We start from the raw sequence: 16,806 nt of genomic DNA on the forward strand, positions 1-16,806 counted from the left end.
AGCAAATATATAACTTATTTTCAAGTTAAGCTTCATAATCGATATTTTCACTGACTTTAATTTTTTTATAAAGCCCCATACCAGTCCCAGTGGGAATTAAATGTCCAATTACAACATTTTCTTTCAATCCCCTAAGATCATCTATTTTTCCAGCAATTGAAGCATCTGTTAATACTTTTGTTGTTTCCTGGAAAGACGCTGCGGAAATAAAAGAATCTATATTAAGAGAAGTCTTAGTTACTCCTATAAGAATTGGACTTGCTATTGCCGGCTCACCGCCCTGTTCGATTACTTTTCTATTTTGCTCATAAAAAGTGTGCTTATCTACCTTTTGCCCATAAACAAAATTAGTATCACCAACTGCTACAATCTTCACTTTTTTCATCATTTGCTTGATTATCACACCAATATGTTTGTCATTAATGCTTACACCCTGCTTTCGATAAACATCCTGAATTTCTGCCAACAGAAACTCTTGCAAACTAATCCCACCTAAAATTTCAAGCACATCATGAGGATTAATTCTACCATCACAAAGCATATCTCCTGCTTTAACAACATCCCCATCTCTAACCAAAAGATGCTTGCCGGCTGGAATATAATGTTTATGCTCAACCCCATACTCATCTAAAATATTAATAAGTCTTTTACCTTTTTGAATTGATTTAAATTGCACAATTCCACTTACTTTAGCCATTTCAGTTAAATTCTTAGGAATTCTTGTTTCAAAAAGATCATTAACACGGGGCAATCCTCCTGTAATATCTTGAGTTTTTTCAGAACCCTTAGAAAGTTTTGCAATAGTATCTCCTATATTAATACTCTGACCATCTTCAACTTGAAGATAAGCATCCCCTGGTAATACATAAGATGTAACCTCCATGCCACTACTATCAATAATAAAAATTCTAGGATCAAGAGATTCAAAAACATTATCTGTAATTCTTTTTTCAACATTGCCTGTTTCAGTATTTATTTCTTCTTTAAGAGTAGTTCCTAAAATAATATCCTTAAATTTAATTTTACCCTTAACCTCTGCAATAATAGGCTCTGCAAATGGGTCAAATGTGCCAATAACTTTGCCTGATTCAACATAATCACCAACCTCTATTTCAAGCTTTGTGCCCGCTTTCAAGGCAACTTCTTGCTCTTCTGATACTATGAAAAAATTATCGTCTCTTAATTTAACATAACCAATATAAGAAGAGAGAATCTCTGTGCCCTTTTTATCAATAAACAAAGGAATTCCTTTTATTACTCTTTGAGAATCTAAAACTTTAATCTCTTTTATGTTCTTAATTTTTTCCTCATAAAAAACATTGATTATTTTTAAAGTTCCTTTTCTCGTGAAAAGAATTCCGCTGTCAACTTTAACATTAAAACCTTCTATGCCATTAAGTATAAAGGCATTCTTTAAAGATATTTTATCATCCTCACTACCAGCCTGAGCGACTCCACCAATATGAAAAGTTCTCATGGTTAATTGAGTACCGGGTTGACCTATGGACTGAGCAGCAATTATTCCTACAGCCTCACCAATGTTAACAGGCTTGTTCTTAGAAAAGTCTCTACCATAACATTTTTGACAAACACCATGTTCAGCTTCACACGTTAAAACAGATCTAATCACAAGTTTTTCAATACCAATTTTTTCTAATAACTCTATTTTAGCTTCTGAGATTTCTTCATTTGCATCTAAAACAATCTCACCGGTAATTGGATTTTTTATTCTTTCAATAGAATAACTCCCAACAGCTTTTTCTTTTAAAGATTCTAATATTTCTTCGCCATTTTTTACAGTCTCAACTTTTATTCCATTTATAGTTCCACAATCTTCTATTCTAACTACAACATCTTGGGCAATGTCCACTAATCTTCGAGTTAAATATCCAGCATCAGCGGTCTTAAGAGCAGTATCTGCTAGGCCTTTTCTTGCTCCATTTGTAGATATAAAAAACTCTATCACAGAAAGACCTTCTTTAAAGTTAGAAATAATTGGAAGCTCAATAATATCCCCGGAAGTTTTAGCCATTAATCCTCTCATACCAGCAAGCTGTCTTATTTGATTCCTACTGCCCCTAGCACCAGAATCTGCCATCATATATATAACATTAAATCCATCTCTGTCTCTCTTTAAAATTTCCATCATCTTATTAGTAAGTTCTTCGTTGGTCTTTAACCAAACAGAAACTACATTATTATATCGCTCTTCACCAGTAATAACACCTTTGGCATAATCATTTTGAATTTTGGCAATCTCTTTATTTGCCCTTTCTACATAAGTTCTTTTTTCATCAGGAACAATAATATCGCTCATACTAATTGTGCACCCAAACTTAGTAGCATACTTAAAGCCAAGCTCCTTGATAATGTCAAGCATTTCAATTACAGTAGAAGAACCATGAACTACATAAACTTTTGATATTAAAATTTGTAGCTCCAAATCACTAAGAGTTTTATTTACAAATTCAATTCCATTGGGCAAAGCCTCATTAAATATAACCCTACCAGCTGTAGTTTTTTTGTATTCACCATCAATTTTTACATAAATAGAAGCATTGTAATCTAAGCTCCTATTATTTATGGCAAGAATAACATTGCTAAAGTTTAAAAACTTTTTACCTTCTCCAACAACATTCTTTTTTTCCATAGTTAAATAATATAGGCCCAAAACGATATCTTGGGATGGAAAAACAATAGGATGCCCATTAGCAGGATTTAAAAGATTATTTGTTGAAAGCATTAAAGCCCAACTTTCAGCTTGTGCTGCTGGAGTAAGGGGTACGTGTACCGCCATTTGATCACCATCAAAATCAGCATTATATGCATGACAAACAAGGGGATGCAATTTTATTGCTTTGCCCTCAACTAACACAGGCTCAAAAGCTTGAATTCCAAGTCTATGAAGAGTTGGTGCCCTATTTAAAAGAATAGGATGCTCTTTGATAACAAGATCTAAAATTTGCCATACCTCGTCAACTTCTTGCTCTATTAAATTCTTTGCTCTTTTGATATTAAAAACAGATTCACTCTCAATCAGTCTCCTTATCACAAAAGGCTTAAAAAGCTCAAGAGCCATTTTTGCAGGCAATCCGCATTGATGTAGCTTCAGCTCAGGCCCAACAACAATAACAGAACGACCAGAATAATCTACTCTTTTACCAAGAAGATTTTGTCTAAACCTTCCCTGCTTACCTTTTAATGCATCGGAAAGTGATTTAAGGGGCCTACTAGATGATCCTTTGACAACCTTTCTTTTATGAGAATTGTCAAAAAGAGAATCTACTGATTCTTGAAGCATTCTTTTTTCATTTCTTACAATAATCTCTGGCGCATTAAGAAGAAGCAACTTCCTTAAACGATTATTCCTATTTATAACTCTTCTATAAAGATCATTAAGATCAGATGTTGCAAAACGCCCTCCATCAAGCTGAACCATTGGCCTAATCTCTGGGGGAATAACAGGAAGAACTTCCATAATCATCCATTCCGGCTTATTGCCAGAAATTTTAAAATTTTCAATAATTTCAAGACGCCTTAAGAGTTTCTTATCGGTTTTATCATCTTTATCTATCATTTGAATCCTAAGCTTAGATGAAAGCTCATCAAGATCAAGATTTTCAAGAAGAGTTTTAATAGCCTCGGCTCCCATTGAAGCATTAAAAGACATACCATATCGCTCTCTAGCCTCTATGTACTCATCTTCATTTAAAAGCTGCATTTTTTTAAGATCAGTATCACCCGGTTCAATTACTACATATTTTTCATAATAAAGAATAGAATTCAAACTAGATGCTGTAATATCAAGCAAAAGCCCAATCCTAGAAGGTATATATTTGTAATACCAAATATGAGCAACTGGAGCTGCTAACTCAATATGCCCCATTCTTTCACGTCTAACCTTAAAATGGGTAACCTCTACATTACAACGATCACAAATAATACCTTTGTATCTAACCGATTTAAATTTACCACAATAACATTCCCATTCCTTTGTAGTGCCAAAAATCCTTTCACAAAAAAGCCCATCCTTTTCGGGTCTTAAAGTTCTATAATTAATAGTCTCGGATTTTTTAACCTCCCCATAAGACCAATTTCTAATTTGGTCAGGAGATGCTATTTTAATCTTTATTCTTTCAAAATCTTTTATCTCTTTCATAAAAACTCCAAAAACTTAGCTTTTATTAATCAATTCTTCTTCTTTTTCTGTCAAAGGAACCTGATTCCCAGCATCATCATAAATTGACAAATCAAGACCAAGCCCTCTAAGCTCTTGCATTAGCACATTAAAAGACTCAGGAATCCCTGATACATTAGTAGGAACACCTTTTACTATATTTTCATATATCTTAACCCTGCCTGACATATCATCAGATTTAACTGTTAAAAGTTCTTGAAGAGTGTGCGCTGCACCATAAGCTTCAAGAGCCCAAACCTCCATTTCTCCAAGTCTTTGCCCACCAAATTGAGCTTTTCCCCCAAGAGGTTGCTGAGAAACAAGAGAATACGGGCCTGTTGATCTTGCGTGCATTTTATCATCAACAAGGTGGTGCAGTTTAAGCATGTAAATTACCCCGACCATTACTTCATTTTCGAACGGCTCTCCTGTATAACCATCATATAAAATTTCTTTAGAAGTTGGATTAAATCCCGCTTTTTTTAATTTTTCCTGAATTTGTTCATTTGTAGCAGATTCAAAAACAGGAACATTATAAGATTCACCAAGATATTTACCAGCAAGACCCAATTGAGATTCCATTAACTGTCCGATATTCATTCTAGATGGAACTCCTAAAGGATTTAAGCATATATCAAGGGGGGTTCCGTCCGCAAGATAAGGCATATCTTCAACAGGAAGAATTTTTGCAACAACGCCCTTATTGCCATGTCGTCCAGCCATTTTATCGCCCTCTTTAAGCTTCCTTTTTTTGGCAACATAAACTTTAAGTATTTCCTCAACTCCAGGAGAAAGACTGCCAACATCCTCTTTAGTAATCCTTTGAACATCAATAACTGTGCCTTCAGTACCATGAGGAACTTTTAATGAATTATTTTTAACATCTTTTGCTTTTTCTCCAAAAATGGAAGTTAAAAGCCTAAATTCAGGAGTAATGTCTCCTTCTGACTTTGGAGTAACTTTGCCAACCAAAATATCACCGGGTTTTACATAAGTTCCTATCCGTATAATCCCATTTTCATCCAATTTGTTTAGTATTTTTTCGCTAACATTAGGTATATCTCCTGTAACCTTCTCAGGACCAAGTTTAGTTTCTCTTACCTCTATGCTAAATTCTTTGATATGAATAGATGTATAAAGATCTTCCTTTACAATTCTATCAGAAATCAATATAGCATCCTCATAATTAAATCCATTCCAAGGAATAACTCCTAGCAATAAATTATTGCCAAGAGCAAGCTCCCCAAATCTAGTAGCAGGGCCATCAGCTATTATTTCGCCACTTTCAACCTTTTGACCCTCTTTAACTAAAACAGATTGATTAAAGCAAGTATCTTGATTTGTCCTTTCATACTTAACAATATGATATTCATCTAAATCTTTAGAATTCTCTGCCTCAAAAGGTTTAACAACTATCTTGCTACTTGTTGCAAGAATAACTTCCCCACTTCTTTTAGCCTTAACCACGACTCCTGAATCCTTTGCAACAACACTTTCCATGCCCGTACCAACAATAGGAGGTTTGGGGAAAAGCAGGGGCACTGCTTGTCTTTGCATATTAGACCCCATAAGCGCTCGATTTGCATCATTGTGCTCAAGAAAAGGAATTAACGCTGAAGATACTGAAATTAACTGCCTAGGAGAAACATCCATATAGTCTATGTTTGTAGGGCTTGTTGTAGTATAATCACCAGAAATTCTAACAGAAACTAAATCTTCAAGATACTTTCCATTAGAATTGAAAGCAGCATTAGCCTGAGCAATACACTTTTTCTCTTCATCAATAGCAGACAAATATTCCAATTGATCAGTCACCTCTCCATTAACAACTTTCCTATAAGGGGTTTCTAAAAACCCATAATCATTAACCCTGGAATAGGTGGCCAAAGAAACAATAAGCCCAATATTCGGTCCTTCAGGAGTTTCAATAGGACACATTCTGCCATAATGAGTATAATGCACATCTCTTACTTCAAATCCTGCCCTATCCCTTGAAAGTCCTCCCGGCCCAAGAGCATTAAGACGTCTTTTGTGAGTAAGTTCAGCCAAAGGATTGACCTGGTCCATAAACTGTGAAAGCTGACTGGTTGCAAAAAATTCTTTAACAGCAGATACAACAGGTTTAACACTAATTAATTCTTGAGGCTTTAAATTAAAAACTTCCTTGTTAGACATTCTATCTTTAGCAATTTTTTCAACCCTTGACATAGCACCTTTATATATATTAGTAAGAAGCTCCCCAACAGAACGAACTCTTCTATTTCCCAAATGGTCAATATCATCAAGAACATCATGGCCTTCATATATTCTTAAAAGATGCGATATGGTGTTAACAATATCATTCATAGTTAAAACTGACGTACTTAAATCATCAAATCCAAATTTTTTAGAAAGTTTATAGCGCCCTACACGTCCAAGATCATATCTTCTCTCAGAAAAGAATATAGTTTTTAAATCGTTTTCAGCATTATCAATTGATATTGGCTCACCGGGGAAAAGAGAGCCATATACAGCCAGCATAACTGATTCTTTTGAAAGCTCTTTAGATCCATCCTTTAAAGCAAAAAACGCATCCTCTTTTTCAAGGCAATTTAAAATGACATTCGAACTTACAAAGCATTTTCCAGGAATATCATCATAACCATCAAAATCAACAAGCTCTATTTCATTTACTCCATTTTGTAAAAAATCTTCAACATCTTGCAGAGTAATCTTATCTCCTGCTCGATAATACATATTCTCTCTTATGTTAATACTCTTGGCTAAATATTGCCCTGGAAGATCTCTTTTTGTATCGTCTTCAACTTTAATTTTTTTAATGTTATAAAAAGTTTCTATTATTTTTTCTCTCGTATCAAACCCCAAAGCTCTTAAAAAAAGAGTTATGAGTATTCTTTTTTTTCTATCTATTTTTACATAAAGATAATCTTTTTTAGAATCAACCTCAAATTCTAACCAAGAACCACGATAAGGAATTATTCTAGCAGAATACAAATCTTTTTCTTTATAAAAAACAACTCCTGGGGATCTGTGAATCTGAGAAACAACAACCCTCTCAGCCCCATTAATAATAAAAGTGCCCCTTTCTGTCATTAAAGGAATAGTTCCCATGTATACGTCTTTTTGCCTTATTTCCCCAGTAGTCAAAAATTGCAAATTCAATCTTACTTTTAAAACAGCCTCATAACTTTGACCCTTTCTTTTACATTCTTTTTCTGTAAAATTAAGTGCATCATTTTCTATATAGTATCTTTCATACTCAAGAGCAACATCGCCATTTCCACTTTTGATGGGAAATATATTTCTAAAAACAGATTCAAGGCCTTCATTAAGTAAAGGTTTTTTATTTTTTAATTTATCAAGTTGTAAAAATTTTTCATAAGAATTTAATTGTATTTCTATCAGGTTAGGTAGGTCTAAAATCTCATCAGCTCTTCCTTGTCCCAGATGAACTCTTTTTATCATTAAAAGACTCCTTTTTTAAGACATAACAAGCCGCATATCATAACGACATGCGGGATATAACAACTTTGATATATTTTTAATTTTTTATTTAACTTCAACTTTTGCGCCAACTGCCTCAAGTTTCTTTTTTAATTCCTCAGCATCTGACTTAGAAAGACCTTCTTTAATAGCTTTAGGAGCAGCTTCAACTAACGCCTTAGCTTCTCCGAGACCAAGTCCCGTAATAGCTCTAACCTCTTTTATAACATTTATTTTGCTATCCCCAAAAGACATAAGAATTACATCAAATTCGGTTTGTTCTTCAGAATCAGCTGAACCTGCTGAAACAGCTCCCCCCACACCAACAGAAACAGCTGCAGTTACTCCGAACTTTTCCTCAATAGCTGTTACAAGGTCAACAACTTCCATAGTTTTTGCACCTTCAAGCCAGGCTAAAATATCTTCTTTATTTAGTGCCATATTAACTCCTTATATATTTTCATTTTACAGTGATAGCATGCACTCAAAAATTAAGACTAACACTGCCATGTTAATTTTTAACATCAGCCAAAGCTTTCAATGTTCTTGCAAGCTTAGAAACTGGCGCTTTTAACACGCTAGCAAATAAAGAAATAGATTCTTTTTTGGTAGGAAGTTTGCTATAAGCTTGAACTTTAGCCTCATCATAAAACTCTCCTAATACAAAACCGCCCTTTACTTTTAAAGTACTACTTTTTACAAAATCATAAAAAATTTTTGCTATTACATTAGCCTCTTCTAATGCAGTAACAACAACCGTAGGGCCAACCAAACAAGAATCAACAACATTAATATTCTTTTCTTTTAAAACCATCTTCATTATATTGTTTTTAACAACTTTTAATGCTCCATGTTCGCTCTCTATTTTATTGCGAAGTTCTGTCAACTGAGCTACATTTAAGCCTCTATAATCTAAGAAAAAAAGATTTTGTTTGTTATCTACAAATTGTTTTAATAAATCAAACATTTCCAACTTTTTAGAATTTATCTTTGCAATCATAATGTTACCTCCAAACAAAATTAACTTTTATAGAAGGCCCCATAGTAGATGAAATATAAATACTATCTATAAAAGCTCCCTTTAAGTCACTCGGTCTTTTTTTAACAACTTCCTTGATAAATTCCTCATAATTTTCTTTTATCTTTTCATTATCCATAGAAGATTTACCAAAAGAAAAGCTTATTACACCATTTTTATTTGCTCTAAATTCTGTTCGCCCTTTTTTAAGACTGTTGATTGCATCTTTAAGATTATTTGTGACTGTTTGGGTCTTTGGATTGGGCATTAACCCCCTTTTCCCTAAAATAGGGCCAAGTCTTCCAACATCTTTCATCATATCAGGAGTTGCAACAACAATATCAAATTCATCCCAACCACCTTTAATCTTATCTATAAGATCATCATCGCCAACATAAGTTGCACCAAAAGCTCTAGCTTCATCTGCTCGATCACCTTTTGCAAAAACAAGTATTCTTTTTGGCTTCATAAACTGATTTGGCAAAACTATAGTGTCTCTAACAGTATGATTCTTTTTTAAATTAAGGTTAATAGATATATCTATAGTTTCATCAAATTTGGCAAATTTAATTTCTTTCAACAGTGAAATTGCATCTTCAATGTTATAAAATTTATTCTTATCTACTTTGGAAAAAGCTTCAATATATTTTTTACCCTTTTTTGACATTATTTCTCCACCTCAACACCCATTGAACGTGCACTTCCTGCAATAATTTTAAACGCTGCTGACTCTGACTTTGCATTTAAATCAGGCATTTTAATTCTTGCTATCTCCATCAACTTTTCTCTTGATATAGTTCCAACTTTATCTGTATTAGATTTTTTAGATCCCGATTCTATCCCAATAGCTTTTTTAATTAAAATCGAAGCTGGGGGAGTCTTTATAATAAAAGAAAAACTTTTGTCGCTATAAACAGTAATAATAACAGGAACCACAATGCCAGGATCCATCTTTGCGGTTCTCTCATTAAATTCTTTTACAAACTGAGGACCACTAACTCCATGAGGACCAAGCGCTTGCCCTATTTTAGCTCCTGGAGCCGCCTGAGCAGCTGGAACCTGTAATTTAATCCAAGAAATTGCTTTTTTTTTTGCCATATCATCTCCTTATGGTAATAACGCCTTCAAAGCTCCCATTAGTATTAAATTTTAAATCTTTTCTATATGTTGAAAATCAACTTCAACAGGCGTTGATCTTCCAAAAATTTGAACTGCAACTTTTAATTTCTTTCTTTCATAATCAATAGAACTAATAAGTCCCTCAAAAGAGTCAAAAGGTCCACCCTTAATCCTAACCCTTTCTCCTTCTTCAAAGTCATAAAGCATAAAAATGGATTTATTTGCTTTAATCTCACCAGTAAGCATAAAAACACTTTTTACTTCTTCATCATTAATGGGAATAGGCTTTTGCCCCTTACTAACACCAACAAAATTAATAACACCTTGAACTTTGATAATATTAGCAACAACATCTTTCCAACCTACTTCCGGAAGATCTAGCTCAATAAGAATATAGCCTGGCCAAATTTTTCTCTCTCTTATTCTTTTCTTGCCATTTCTTATCTCTTCTACTTTTTCAATAGGAGCCTTAACATCTAACACTACATCGCCAAAAACACCTTCGCTTATTAAAAGTCTTATGTCCTGCTCTATTTTTTTCTCATATTGAGAATAGGTTTGAACTACATACCAAGCTCTAGACATAATTTACCCTTCTTACAATAAAACTAAAATACATAAGTTACAACAAGAAACATGAGATAATCGACTATACCCAAGAAAATTGAAACAAATAATACCAGCCAAAAAACTTGTTTTCCATTTCCAACCACTTCATTATACTTAGGCCACGTCACCTTCTTAAGCTCTAAGATACTATCTTTGATAAACCTAAACACTTTAAAGCCTCACTTTAATTCTAACAACAGGTCAGGAGGGATTCGAACCCCCAGCATACAGTTTTGGAGACTGTCGTTCTACCGTTGGAACTACTGACCTATTATTTATTATTTTATTTTTCCTTCCTTGTGAAGAGTATGTTTTCGCAATTTTGGACAATATTTCATCAACTCTAACTTTTCCTGCTTATTGCGTCTATTCTTAGTAGTGGTATAATTTCTAATTCCTGTCTCTTCACAAATCAAAGATATAAGCTCAACAGCTCCTTTGCCCTTCTTTTTACCCATACAACAAAACTCCTAACTACCAACAAAAGCCCCCAATCGGACTTGAACCGACGACCCCCACCTTACCATGGTGGTGCTCTACCAACTGAGCTATAAGGGCACTAATTCCCTATAAAACTCTTTATTATCTTAGTGGATTGTTTGGAAAAAAACAAGTACTAAATTTAATTTTCTTATTTTATTACAACAAGTTTTCCATCTTGCAAAAGTTTAATGTTGTTACTATTTGAAAACAACTTATTAATAGAATGCTCATCAAGTATAATATCTGTATTATTTTTACCATAAATACTTTTGGCAACTAACTTTAAAGGACGATGTCCAACCCTATTTTTATTATTATAAAGAACATCATTGCTATACTCAAGCATTCCCCATTTTTTCAAAGCCTCTGAAGAAACCATTCTCTTATCAAAATATGGTCTAATGTTTTCATCATAAATTTTGATAAAAAAAGAGTCTTCTAATTTTTTAGAACCAGAAACATTATTGTAAACTTCACCTACATAAATCACAATTCCTGTATAATCGGTTTTATCAACATCAGAATTTACCAATGGATAAAAAGCTTTATAAGGCTTTTCATGTGAAAAAAATAAATTTATAAAATCGGGGAAAAGACTAAGCTCATACCTAACAGTTAAACTTCTTAAATCTTCTGAATATTTTATATAAGATCTTTTCAAAATACTATTGGGACCTGAAAAATTAAGTATTAAGCTGGGATTCAAGTCAAAATAATTCTTAAAAGTATTTTCAGAATCCATAATTATCTTAAAAAGAGATTCTCTTATTAAAGTGTCTTTAAAATCATTAATGGTTGCTATTAATTTAGACGCCGTATTTAAGCCTACTGGTCTAAATTCATTTTCATTAATTTCCTTAACAATGTCAAAACAAATAACCTTCCTATCCCAATCGATTATTCTATGCACACTTGTCTCAGCGGCTTCATCTTTTATTATAGAAACATTAGAATAAAGTAGAAATAAATAACTAAAAAGAACCTTAATAAAATGCATTATCTCCTTCCTATTATTTTTTACCTAAATATACACCTATCCAAGTCCAACCATTATTAATTTCTGGATCTTTAGGATAAACAATTCTTTTAAAAACAAAATACCATTCCCGAATATGATCCCATCCGCTTGATTCAAGATAAGATATATCATCACTAGAATCTGCCTCAAGATGCTTTGCAAATTGTATTCCGTTTTTCCTTCTCCCTCCAAGCCTAATCATCGTAGTTAAAAAGCTATTAGTATTAATAGAATTGCTCTTTCCACCCTTTTGATCCCAGCTTTGAATAAAAAAATTATTTTTATCTCTTATATTAAGCAATTTAAAAGTATTCCCAGAAAGAATAAAATTTTTAACATCGTGGATTAAATCTCCTAAATTTCTATAAACAACAAACTCTGGATTATTAAAGTAATTAATTTTTGTAACAACATTAAAATAGTCTCTAGAATCTATTTTTAAATGTGATCTTGGAATTGAAAGAAATTTTTTATAGTAAAAATAAGATTCATCGTAATCTTGAGCATCTTCCAAACTTAATGCAAGATTATAAAAATAATTACCCTTTTCCTCATTATTTAAATTATCAATCCCTGTATTTAATATAAATTTGTAATAATTGATTTTATCGATTGAATCAATATTTAAATTGACAATCTTTTTAGCCGCCCTTGTTTTCACTGAACAGTTTTCATAAACATAATCATCAAAATTATCAACAACACGCTTGTAAATACTAAAAGCTACAAAATCTTCTCCCATGGAACTATAAATATTACCCATTAAATAAAGATACAAAGGGTAATATTCTCTAGATTCATCATCAATAATTCCACTATTTACAATTTCTAAAGCGTCCTCATAATTTTTATTTGCAACATATATATTAACCACCCTATCAATAATAAGAAATTTATCTAATCTATTCTTATTAGAATACTTTAAAAGATAAGTAAGATTTTGAATTTCGCTTTGTTTTTGGTTACAAGAAGTATACAAAAATAAAATCAAAATAAATTTAGCAATTTCGGCCAATAGATTCATAAGAGTATTTTACAATATAAATTGTACATAATAAAATGCACACCTCAATTTAAAAAATTGTCAAAATTCTTATAAATACCAACTTAACATGGCCACATTTTATATTAAAATCAATACAAAAACAGCAAAACAACGAACCTAAAGCCTAAATTTAAAATTTAGTATAAACTCAATATTTAAAAAATCATAAAAATCATTTCATAACTTACAATTGTAAACGCAAAAATGTTGAAAAATAATCTTATAATGCCCTATAATAAATGTTAATTTAATGCCTATTTAAAAAGCAATCGTCTAAAATTAAACGCTTTATTAAAGGAATATAAAACTCGCAAAACATGAAAAAAGAATTCATTATACTTTTACTATTATTACAAATAATAATGAATTTAAATTCAATAAATATTAATACAAGCACTTCAATAGTAAAAGAATTGCAAAAAAATTTATATGTCTTCAATAGTAAGGAATATCAAAAAGATAAAGACACTTTAAATGAATTTATAAATTCAATAAATATAAACGACAAAGAAATCTTACAAAGTTTAGAAAAAGTTAAAAATGAACTTTTTCTAATATCTGTTTTTTTCAACAATAAAAAGGGGGTTTTACTTGCACTAAATCTTGGAGCAGAAATAAACTTTAAATATAAAATATCTCCAATTTCAATTTCAATAATAAACAATGAATTTGAAATCATAAAAATATTGGTGGATTACGGAATAAGCCTTAATCAAATAGATGATACCGGTTATTCTCCAATATTTTGGTCAATATATACTAACAACGAAAAAGTATTTGAATTTTTAAAAGAAAGCGGAGCTGATTTAAGTTCCACACTTAAAAATAGAAAAACACCAATGCAAGCCGCAATAGAAACAGAAAATATAAAATTAATTAAATATCTGAAAAAGAAAAAAATTTACATTGACGACAATTATAAAAAAGAACTTAAAACGCTTAAAAACAAAGAAATAGTTCGAATTTTAGTAAAATAGAAAATAAATTTAATACCCATCAGATACTTGAATATTTTTATCTTTATCAATAAGGTCTTTGTATATAAAAGATTTTTTAGCAAGTGACTCTTTTAAATTTTTAGAAAAGGGTAAATTTCTCCACATTATGCCGCGCACCAATTTCTCAAGTTTTTGAATTCCTTTACTTTCTTTTTCTATCCAAAGAAAATAATCTTCTAGAAAAAAATTTTTAACATTTCCCTTTTTAATAAATTTAACATAATAATCGTAATATTGACCTGTAATTCCTGTTTCCATCCATCTAAAAGAAGCTTGTTCTTTTGCAAGTTCCCAAACAAAATCACCAATACCCAAAATAACCGCTTTTCTTAAGTTTTTAGCATACATAGGGATTAATACTTTACCCCGGCCATTTGCTCTGTTTTTAACATCAATCGATTCCCAGCAAATTCCTTTATCACCATAAGAAGGTATTAATATAAAATAAGGAACTACTCTGAGCAAGTCTCCTCTATACGCTTTTTGAAAAAGTCTGGGCTGAATATCTTCAATTTCCCAAACAAGCTGCATAATTCTTTCTCTGCTTCCAAAAAATTGAGGGTTAGCAACTATATTATTTTTCAAAAGAATAGGGAAATGATTACCTCTTGGCCCTATTGCAAGTTTATTGGCGCTTCTGATAACTTCAACTTCATCATGTGCAATAGCCGATTCAACAGACATCCCAATATTATTCATTTTATTTTGAATTTCTAAAAGCTCTCTGTTAGTGTCTTCAATTTTATTAATAAAAACATTAATATCTCGATTTGATTTAATAAGATCATCAACATAATTACTAGCAAAATTTAAAGGCTTTAAAATTGAATTGGGATAAGAACTCTGAACTCCGTATTCAGTCATATAGGTTAAATCGTTTTGACTATTATTTAAAAACAAAAATTCAAACATACTTCTTAACTTATTAAGAGCCTCTTCTCTGATTTTATCAGTTCTCTTAAGACTGCTTTTTGCAAAATCAATATTTGCCAAAAGTTTTTCTTTCTTATTAAGTAAAATTTTTTCCAAATCTTCTTCTTTAAAATTATCCGTTGGCAAATCGGTTGCTAATCTACTAAGCTTAAAACTATTAACCCCATAAAGCCATTCATCAAAATAAATAAAAGACTCATTATAATGATTGTCCCAAATGGTTTTTGAAATCAATAGCTGAATTTCAGATCCAAGTGCATTTGGAATAAGGGCAGCAAATCTAAATAAAATTTTCTGCTCCATAGTCAATTGTGAAATATTTTTTGCAATTGACCTGAGAAAAGACCAATAAATGTTAATCACTTGATTATATTTCAAAACCCTATCAACCTCTTCCGACTGTGGATTTAAATAATCTACTAAAACTTTATGAAGCTTAAAACCAATTTCTTTACTGCTTGAAATAAGATTTTTATAAAAATCTTTAGTAAAAAAATTCTTATCATGCTCTTCTAAAGTTGAAATATTAGGCAATCTTGAATCTAAATCTGTATCTACAGAATCAGGATATTTATACAAAAAACCCCCAAAAACACCCACAAGCAATATAACAACACAAGTACAATTGTAACTCTAAAGTTTATATTTACAAAAAAATTTAGTACTATTTATTATACACAGTGTACCTTAAATCTCTGAAAGGGGAAGTCGTATGAATATAAAAATCAATTTTTTTTTCACTCTGCCTATTGGAATCTTTTTAGGATTATTTTTCCCTCTTGGGATTTATAGCTCTTTATCACATGCTTTTATAAGATTGTCATATTTGTCTCTTATTCCCTTTTTAATATTTTCAATTCCATTAGGAATTGAAAATATTATTGAAAATAAAAACTTTAAAAAGCTTTTTGGCAAAACAATTTATTACGGAATTTTAACTAACATATTTGGAGTTGTTGTATCAATAATAGCTGCAACAATATATCTTCCGCAAAGAATTCCAATACTAGAAAAAACAATACAAAATACACATTTTTTTGAAAAAGAAGCTTTACTAGAAACATTTTTTCCAAAAAATATTTTCAAGATATTTACATCTAGTAATCCAAATCTACTAAGCATATACATGATTTCAATAATAATAGGTACAAGCTTTTACTATGCAAAACAAAAAGGAAGAATAGCCAGAGAGCTAATGCTAAGCGCATCTAATCTTTTTTACCATGCAAATGGGTTTATTGTAAATATATTAAATATAGGAATCATTTTTATAACAGCAGATTATGCTGCAAACTTAAAAAACTTTAAAGATTACCAAAATTACACAAACAGCATAACATTCTTTTTGGCATGGACAATTATAATTTTATTCGTAATATTGCCAACAATTAGTTATAGATTAACAAAAAGTTTTAAAATAATATATAAGGGAATACTTGTATCATTTGAAAACATAATATTTTCAGGACTTGCAAAAGATTCTTATTCCCCTTATGTAATATTAATAGAAGATATTAAAAATGAAAGAATAAATATAAAAAAATCCATAATTATAAATATACCTTTAATAAATTTTGTATCTAAATTTGGCACTATTTTTGTTTCAGTAATATCATTTTTCATAATTTTAAAATCATATTCTAGCTTGCCCATTTCTATCTATGAAATAAGCTATATGAGCGCTTTATCATTTTTTTTTGTATTTGCATTTCCCCATATACCAAATAGCCTAATTTATATAATTACAATGCTTTGCTCTACCTATACAAAAGGAATAGAGCTGAATGTTTCTAACATAACGCCAATGCTGCCGATATTAATCTCTTTAGCCTTACTAATCGACTTTGCTTTTAACATTGCAATCATTCATATAATAAATTTCAAAGAGCTGAAGGATCAAGAAAAAATTAATTAAAGCTAAAC

General features: G+C 31.2%; 14 protein-coding genes and 2 tRNA genes. 2 read left to right on the top strand and 14 right to left on the bottom strand.

Annotated elements, in window-relative coordinates; genetic code table 11:
• Window positions 1-25 precede the first annotated feature (25 nt).
• The 13 genes from rpoC to BBIDN127_RS01950 form a co-directional block, all read right to left on the bottom strand.
• Window positions 26-4,159 carry a DNA-directed RNA polymerase subunit beta' gene (rpoC, locus tag BBIDN127_RS01890; protein ID WP_014023625.1) on the bottom strand — a complete coding sequence of 1,378 codons (4,134 nt, stop codon included), beginning with the start codon at window positions 4,157-4,159 and terminating at the stop codon, window positions 26-28.
• Window positions 4,160-4,174: 15 nt separating this feature from the next.
• A complete protein-coding gene (rpoB, locus tag BBIDN127_RS01895; RefSeq protein WP_014023626.1) occupies window positions 4,175-7,642 on the bottom strand; it encodes a DNA-directed RNA polymerase subunit beta in 3,468 nt (1,155 codons plus the stop codon).
• 84 nt (window positions 7,643-7,726) lie between these two features.
• Window positions 7,727-8,101, bottom strand: a complete 375-nt coding sequence (gene rplL, locus BBIDN127_RS01900; RefSeq protein ID WP_014023627.1) for a 50S ribosomal protein L7/L12 — start codon at window positions 8,099-8,101, stop codon at window positions 7,727-7,729.
• 70 nt (window positions 8,102-8,171) lie between these two features.
• Entirely contained in the window at window positions 8,172-8,660 is a 489-nt protein-coding gene (gene rplJ / locus BBIDN127_RS01905) for a 50S ribosomal protein L10 (protein WP_014023628.1), read from the bottom strand.
• A 4-nt stretch (window positions 8,661-8,664) separates the two neighbouring features.
• Entirely contained in the window at window positions 8,665-9,345 is a 681-nt protein-coding gene (rplA, locus tag BBIDN127_RS01910; protein WP_014023629.1) for a 50S ribosomal protein L1, read from the bottom strand.
• The gene (gene rplK / locus BBIDN127_RS01915; RefSeq protein WP_014023630.1) at window positions 9,345-9,776 is read right to left on the bottom strand and encodes a 50S ribosomal protein L11; all 432 of its coding nucleotides are present in this window, start codon (window positions 9,774-9,776) and stop codon (window positions 9,345-9,347) included. Before rplK ends, rplA begins: the two co-directional genes overlap by 1 nt.
• Before the next feature lie 51 nt (window positions 9,777-9,827).
• Complete coding sequence (nusG, locus tag BBIDN127_RS01920; protein WP_014023631.1) at window positions 9,828-10,382, bottom strand: transcription termination/antitermination protein NusG; 555 nt, start codon at window positions 10,380-10,382, stop codon at window positions 9,828-9,830.
• Window positions 10,383-10,405: 23 nt separating this feature from the next.
• A complete protein-coding gene (secE, locus tag BBIDN127_RS01925; protein ID WP_002556990.1) occupies window positions 10,406-10,576 on the bottom strand; it encodes a preprotein translocase subunit SecE in 171 nt (56 codons plus the stop codon).
• A 27-nt stretch (window positions 10,577-10,603) separates the two neighbouring features.
• Window positions 10,604-10,676, bottom strand: a tRNA-Trp gene (locus tag BBIDN127_RS01930).
• 8 nt (window positions 10,677-10,684) lie between these two features.
• On the bottom strand, window positions 10,685-10,864 hold the full coding sequence (rpmG, locus tag BBIDN127_RS01935; protein WP_002556991.1) for a 50S ribosomal protein L33: 180 nt from the start codon (window positions 10,862-10,864) through the stop codon (window positions 10,685-10,687).
• 27 nt (window positions 10,865-10,891) lie between these two features.
• Window positions 10,892-10,964 (bottom strand) — tRNA-Thr (locus tag BBIDN127_RS01940).
• 73 nt (window positions 10,965-11,037) lie between these two features.
• Window positions 11,038-11,886: a hypothetical protein gene (locus BBIDN127_RS01945; protein WP_014023632.1), complete on the bottom strand. Its 849-nt coding sequence runs from the start codon at window positions 11,884-11,886 to the stop codon at window positions 11,038-11,040.
• A gap of 13 nt (window positions 11,887-11,899) precedes the next feature.
• Window positions 11,900-12,931, bottom strand: coding sequence for a hypothetical protein (locus tag BBIDN127_RS01950; protein ID WP_014023633.1), 1,032 nt, complete (start codon window positions 12,929-12,931; stop codon window positions 11,900-11,902).
• A 338-nt stretch (window positions 12,932-13,269) separates the two neighbouring features.
• Between BBIDN127_RS01950 and BBIDN127_RS01955 the strand changes: the two genes are divergently transcribed.
• On the top strand, window positions 13,270-13,929 hold the full coding sequence (locus tag BBIDN127_RS01955; RefSeq protein WP_094248962.1) for an ankyrin repeat domain-containing protein: 660 nt from the start codon (window positions 13,270-13,272) through the stop codon (window positions 13,927-13,929).
• Between the two features lie 9 nt (window positions 13,930-13,938).
• Here the strand turns inward: BBIDN127_RS01955 and BBIDN127_RS01960 are convergent, their stop codons facing one another.
• The gene (locus tag BBIDN127_RS01960; RefSeq protein ID WP_014023635.1) at window positions 13,939-15,489 is read right to left on the bottom strand and encodes a hypothetical protein; all 1,551 of its coding nucleotides are present in this window, start codon (window positions 15,487-15,489) and stop codon (window positions 13,939-13,941) included.
• Between the two features lie 106 nt (window positions 15,490-15,595).
• Here BBIDN127_RS01960 and BBIDN127_RS01965 point away from each other — a divergent pair, with 106 nt between their 5' ends.
• Window positions 15,596-16,798 (top strand): dicarboxylate/amino acid:cation symporter, encoded by a 1,203-nt coding sequence (locus tag BBIDN127_RS01965; RefSeq protein ID WP_014023636.1) that lies wholly within the window; start codon window positions 15,596-15,598, stop codon window positions 16,796-16,798.
• Window positions 16,799-16,806 lie beyond the last annotated feature (8 nt).

Source organism: Borreliella bissettiae DN127 (genome assembly GCF_000222305.1).
GTDB classification, from domain to species: Bacteria; Spirochaetota; Spirochaetia; order Borreliales; family Borreliaceae; genus Borreliella; species Borreliella carolinensis.

Coding starts and splice junctions, on each gene's coding strand:
- rpoC (WP_014023625.1), bottom strand. CDS start 4,159: ATGAAAGAGATAAAAGATTTTGAAAGAATAAAGATTAAAATAGCATCT.
- rpoB (WP_014023626.1), bottom strand. CDS start 7,642: ATGATAAAAAGAGTTCATCTGGGACAAGGAAGAGCTGATGAGATTTTA.
- rplL (WP_014023627.1), bottom strand. CDS start 8,101: ATGGCACTAAATAAAGAAGATATTTTAGCCTGGCTTGAAGGTGCAAAA.
- rplJ (WP_014023628.1), bottom strand. CDS start 8,660: ATGATTGCAAAGATAAATTCTAAAAAGTTGGAAATGTTTGATTTATTA.
- rplA (WP_014023629.1), bottom strand. CDS start 9,345: ATGTCAAAAAAGGGTAAAAAATATATTGAAGCTTTTTCCAAAGTAGAT.
- rplK (WP_014023630.1), bottom strand. CDS start 9,776: ATGGCAAAAAAAAAAGCAATTTCTTGGATTAAATTACAGGTTCCAGCT.
- nusG (WP_014023631.1), bottom strand. CDS start 10,382: ATGTCTAGAGCTTGGTATGTAGTTCAAACCTATTCTCAATATGAGAAA.
- rpmG (WP_002556991.1), bottom strand. CDS start 10,864: ATGGGTAAAAAGAAGGGCAAAGGAGCTGTTGAGCTTATATCTTTGATT.
- BBIDN127_RS01945 (WP_014023632.1), bottom strand. CDS start 11,886: ATGCATTTTATTAAGGTTCTTTTTAGTTATTTATTTCTACTTTATTCT.
- BBIDN127_RS01950 (WP_014023633.1), bottom strand. CDS start 12,931: ATGAATCTATTGGCCGAAATTGCTAAATTTATTTTGATTTTATTTTTG.
- BBIDN127_RS01955 (WP_094248962.1), top strand. CDS start 13,270: ATGAAAAAAGAATTCATTATACTTTTACTATTATTACAAATAATAATG.
- BBIDN127_RS01965 (WP_014023636.1), top strand. CDS start 15,596: ATGAATATAAAAATCAATTTTTTTTTCACTCTGCCTATTGGAATCTTT.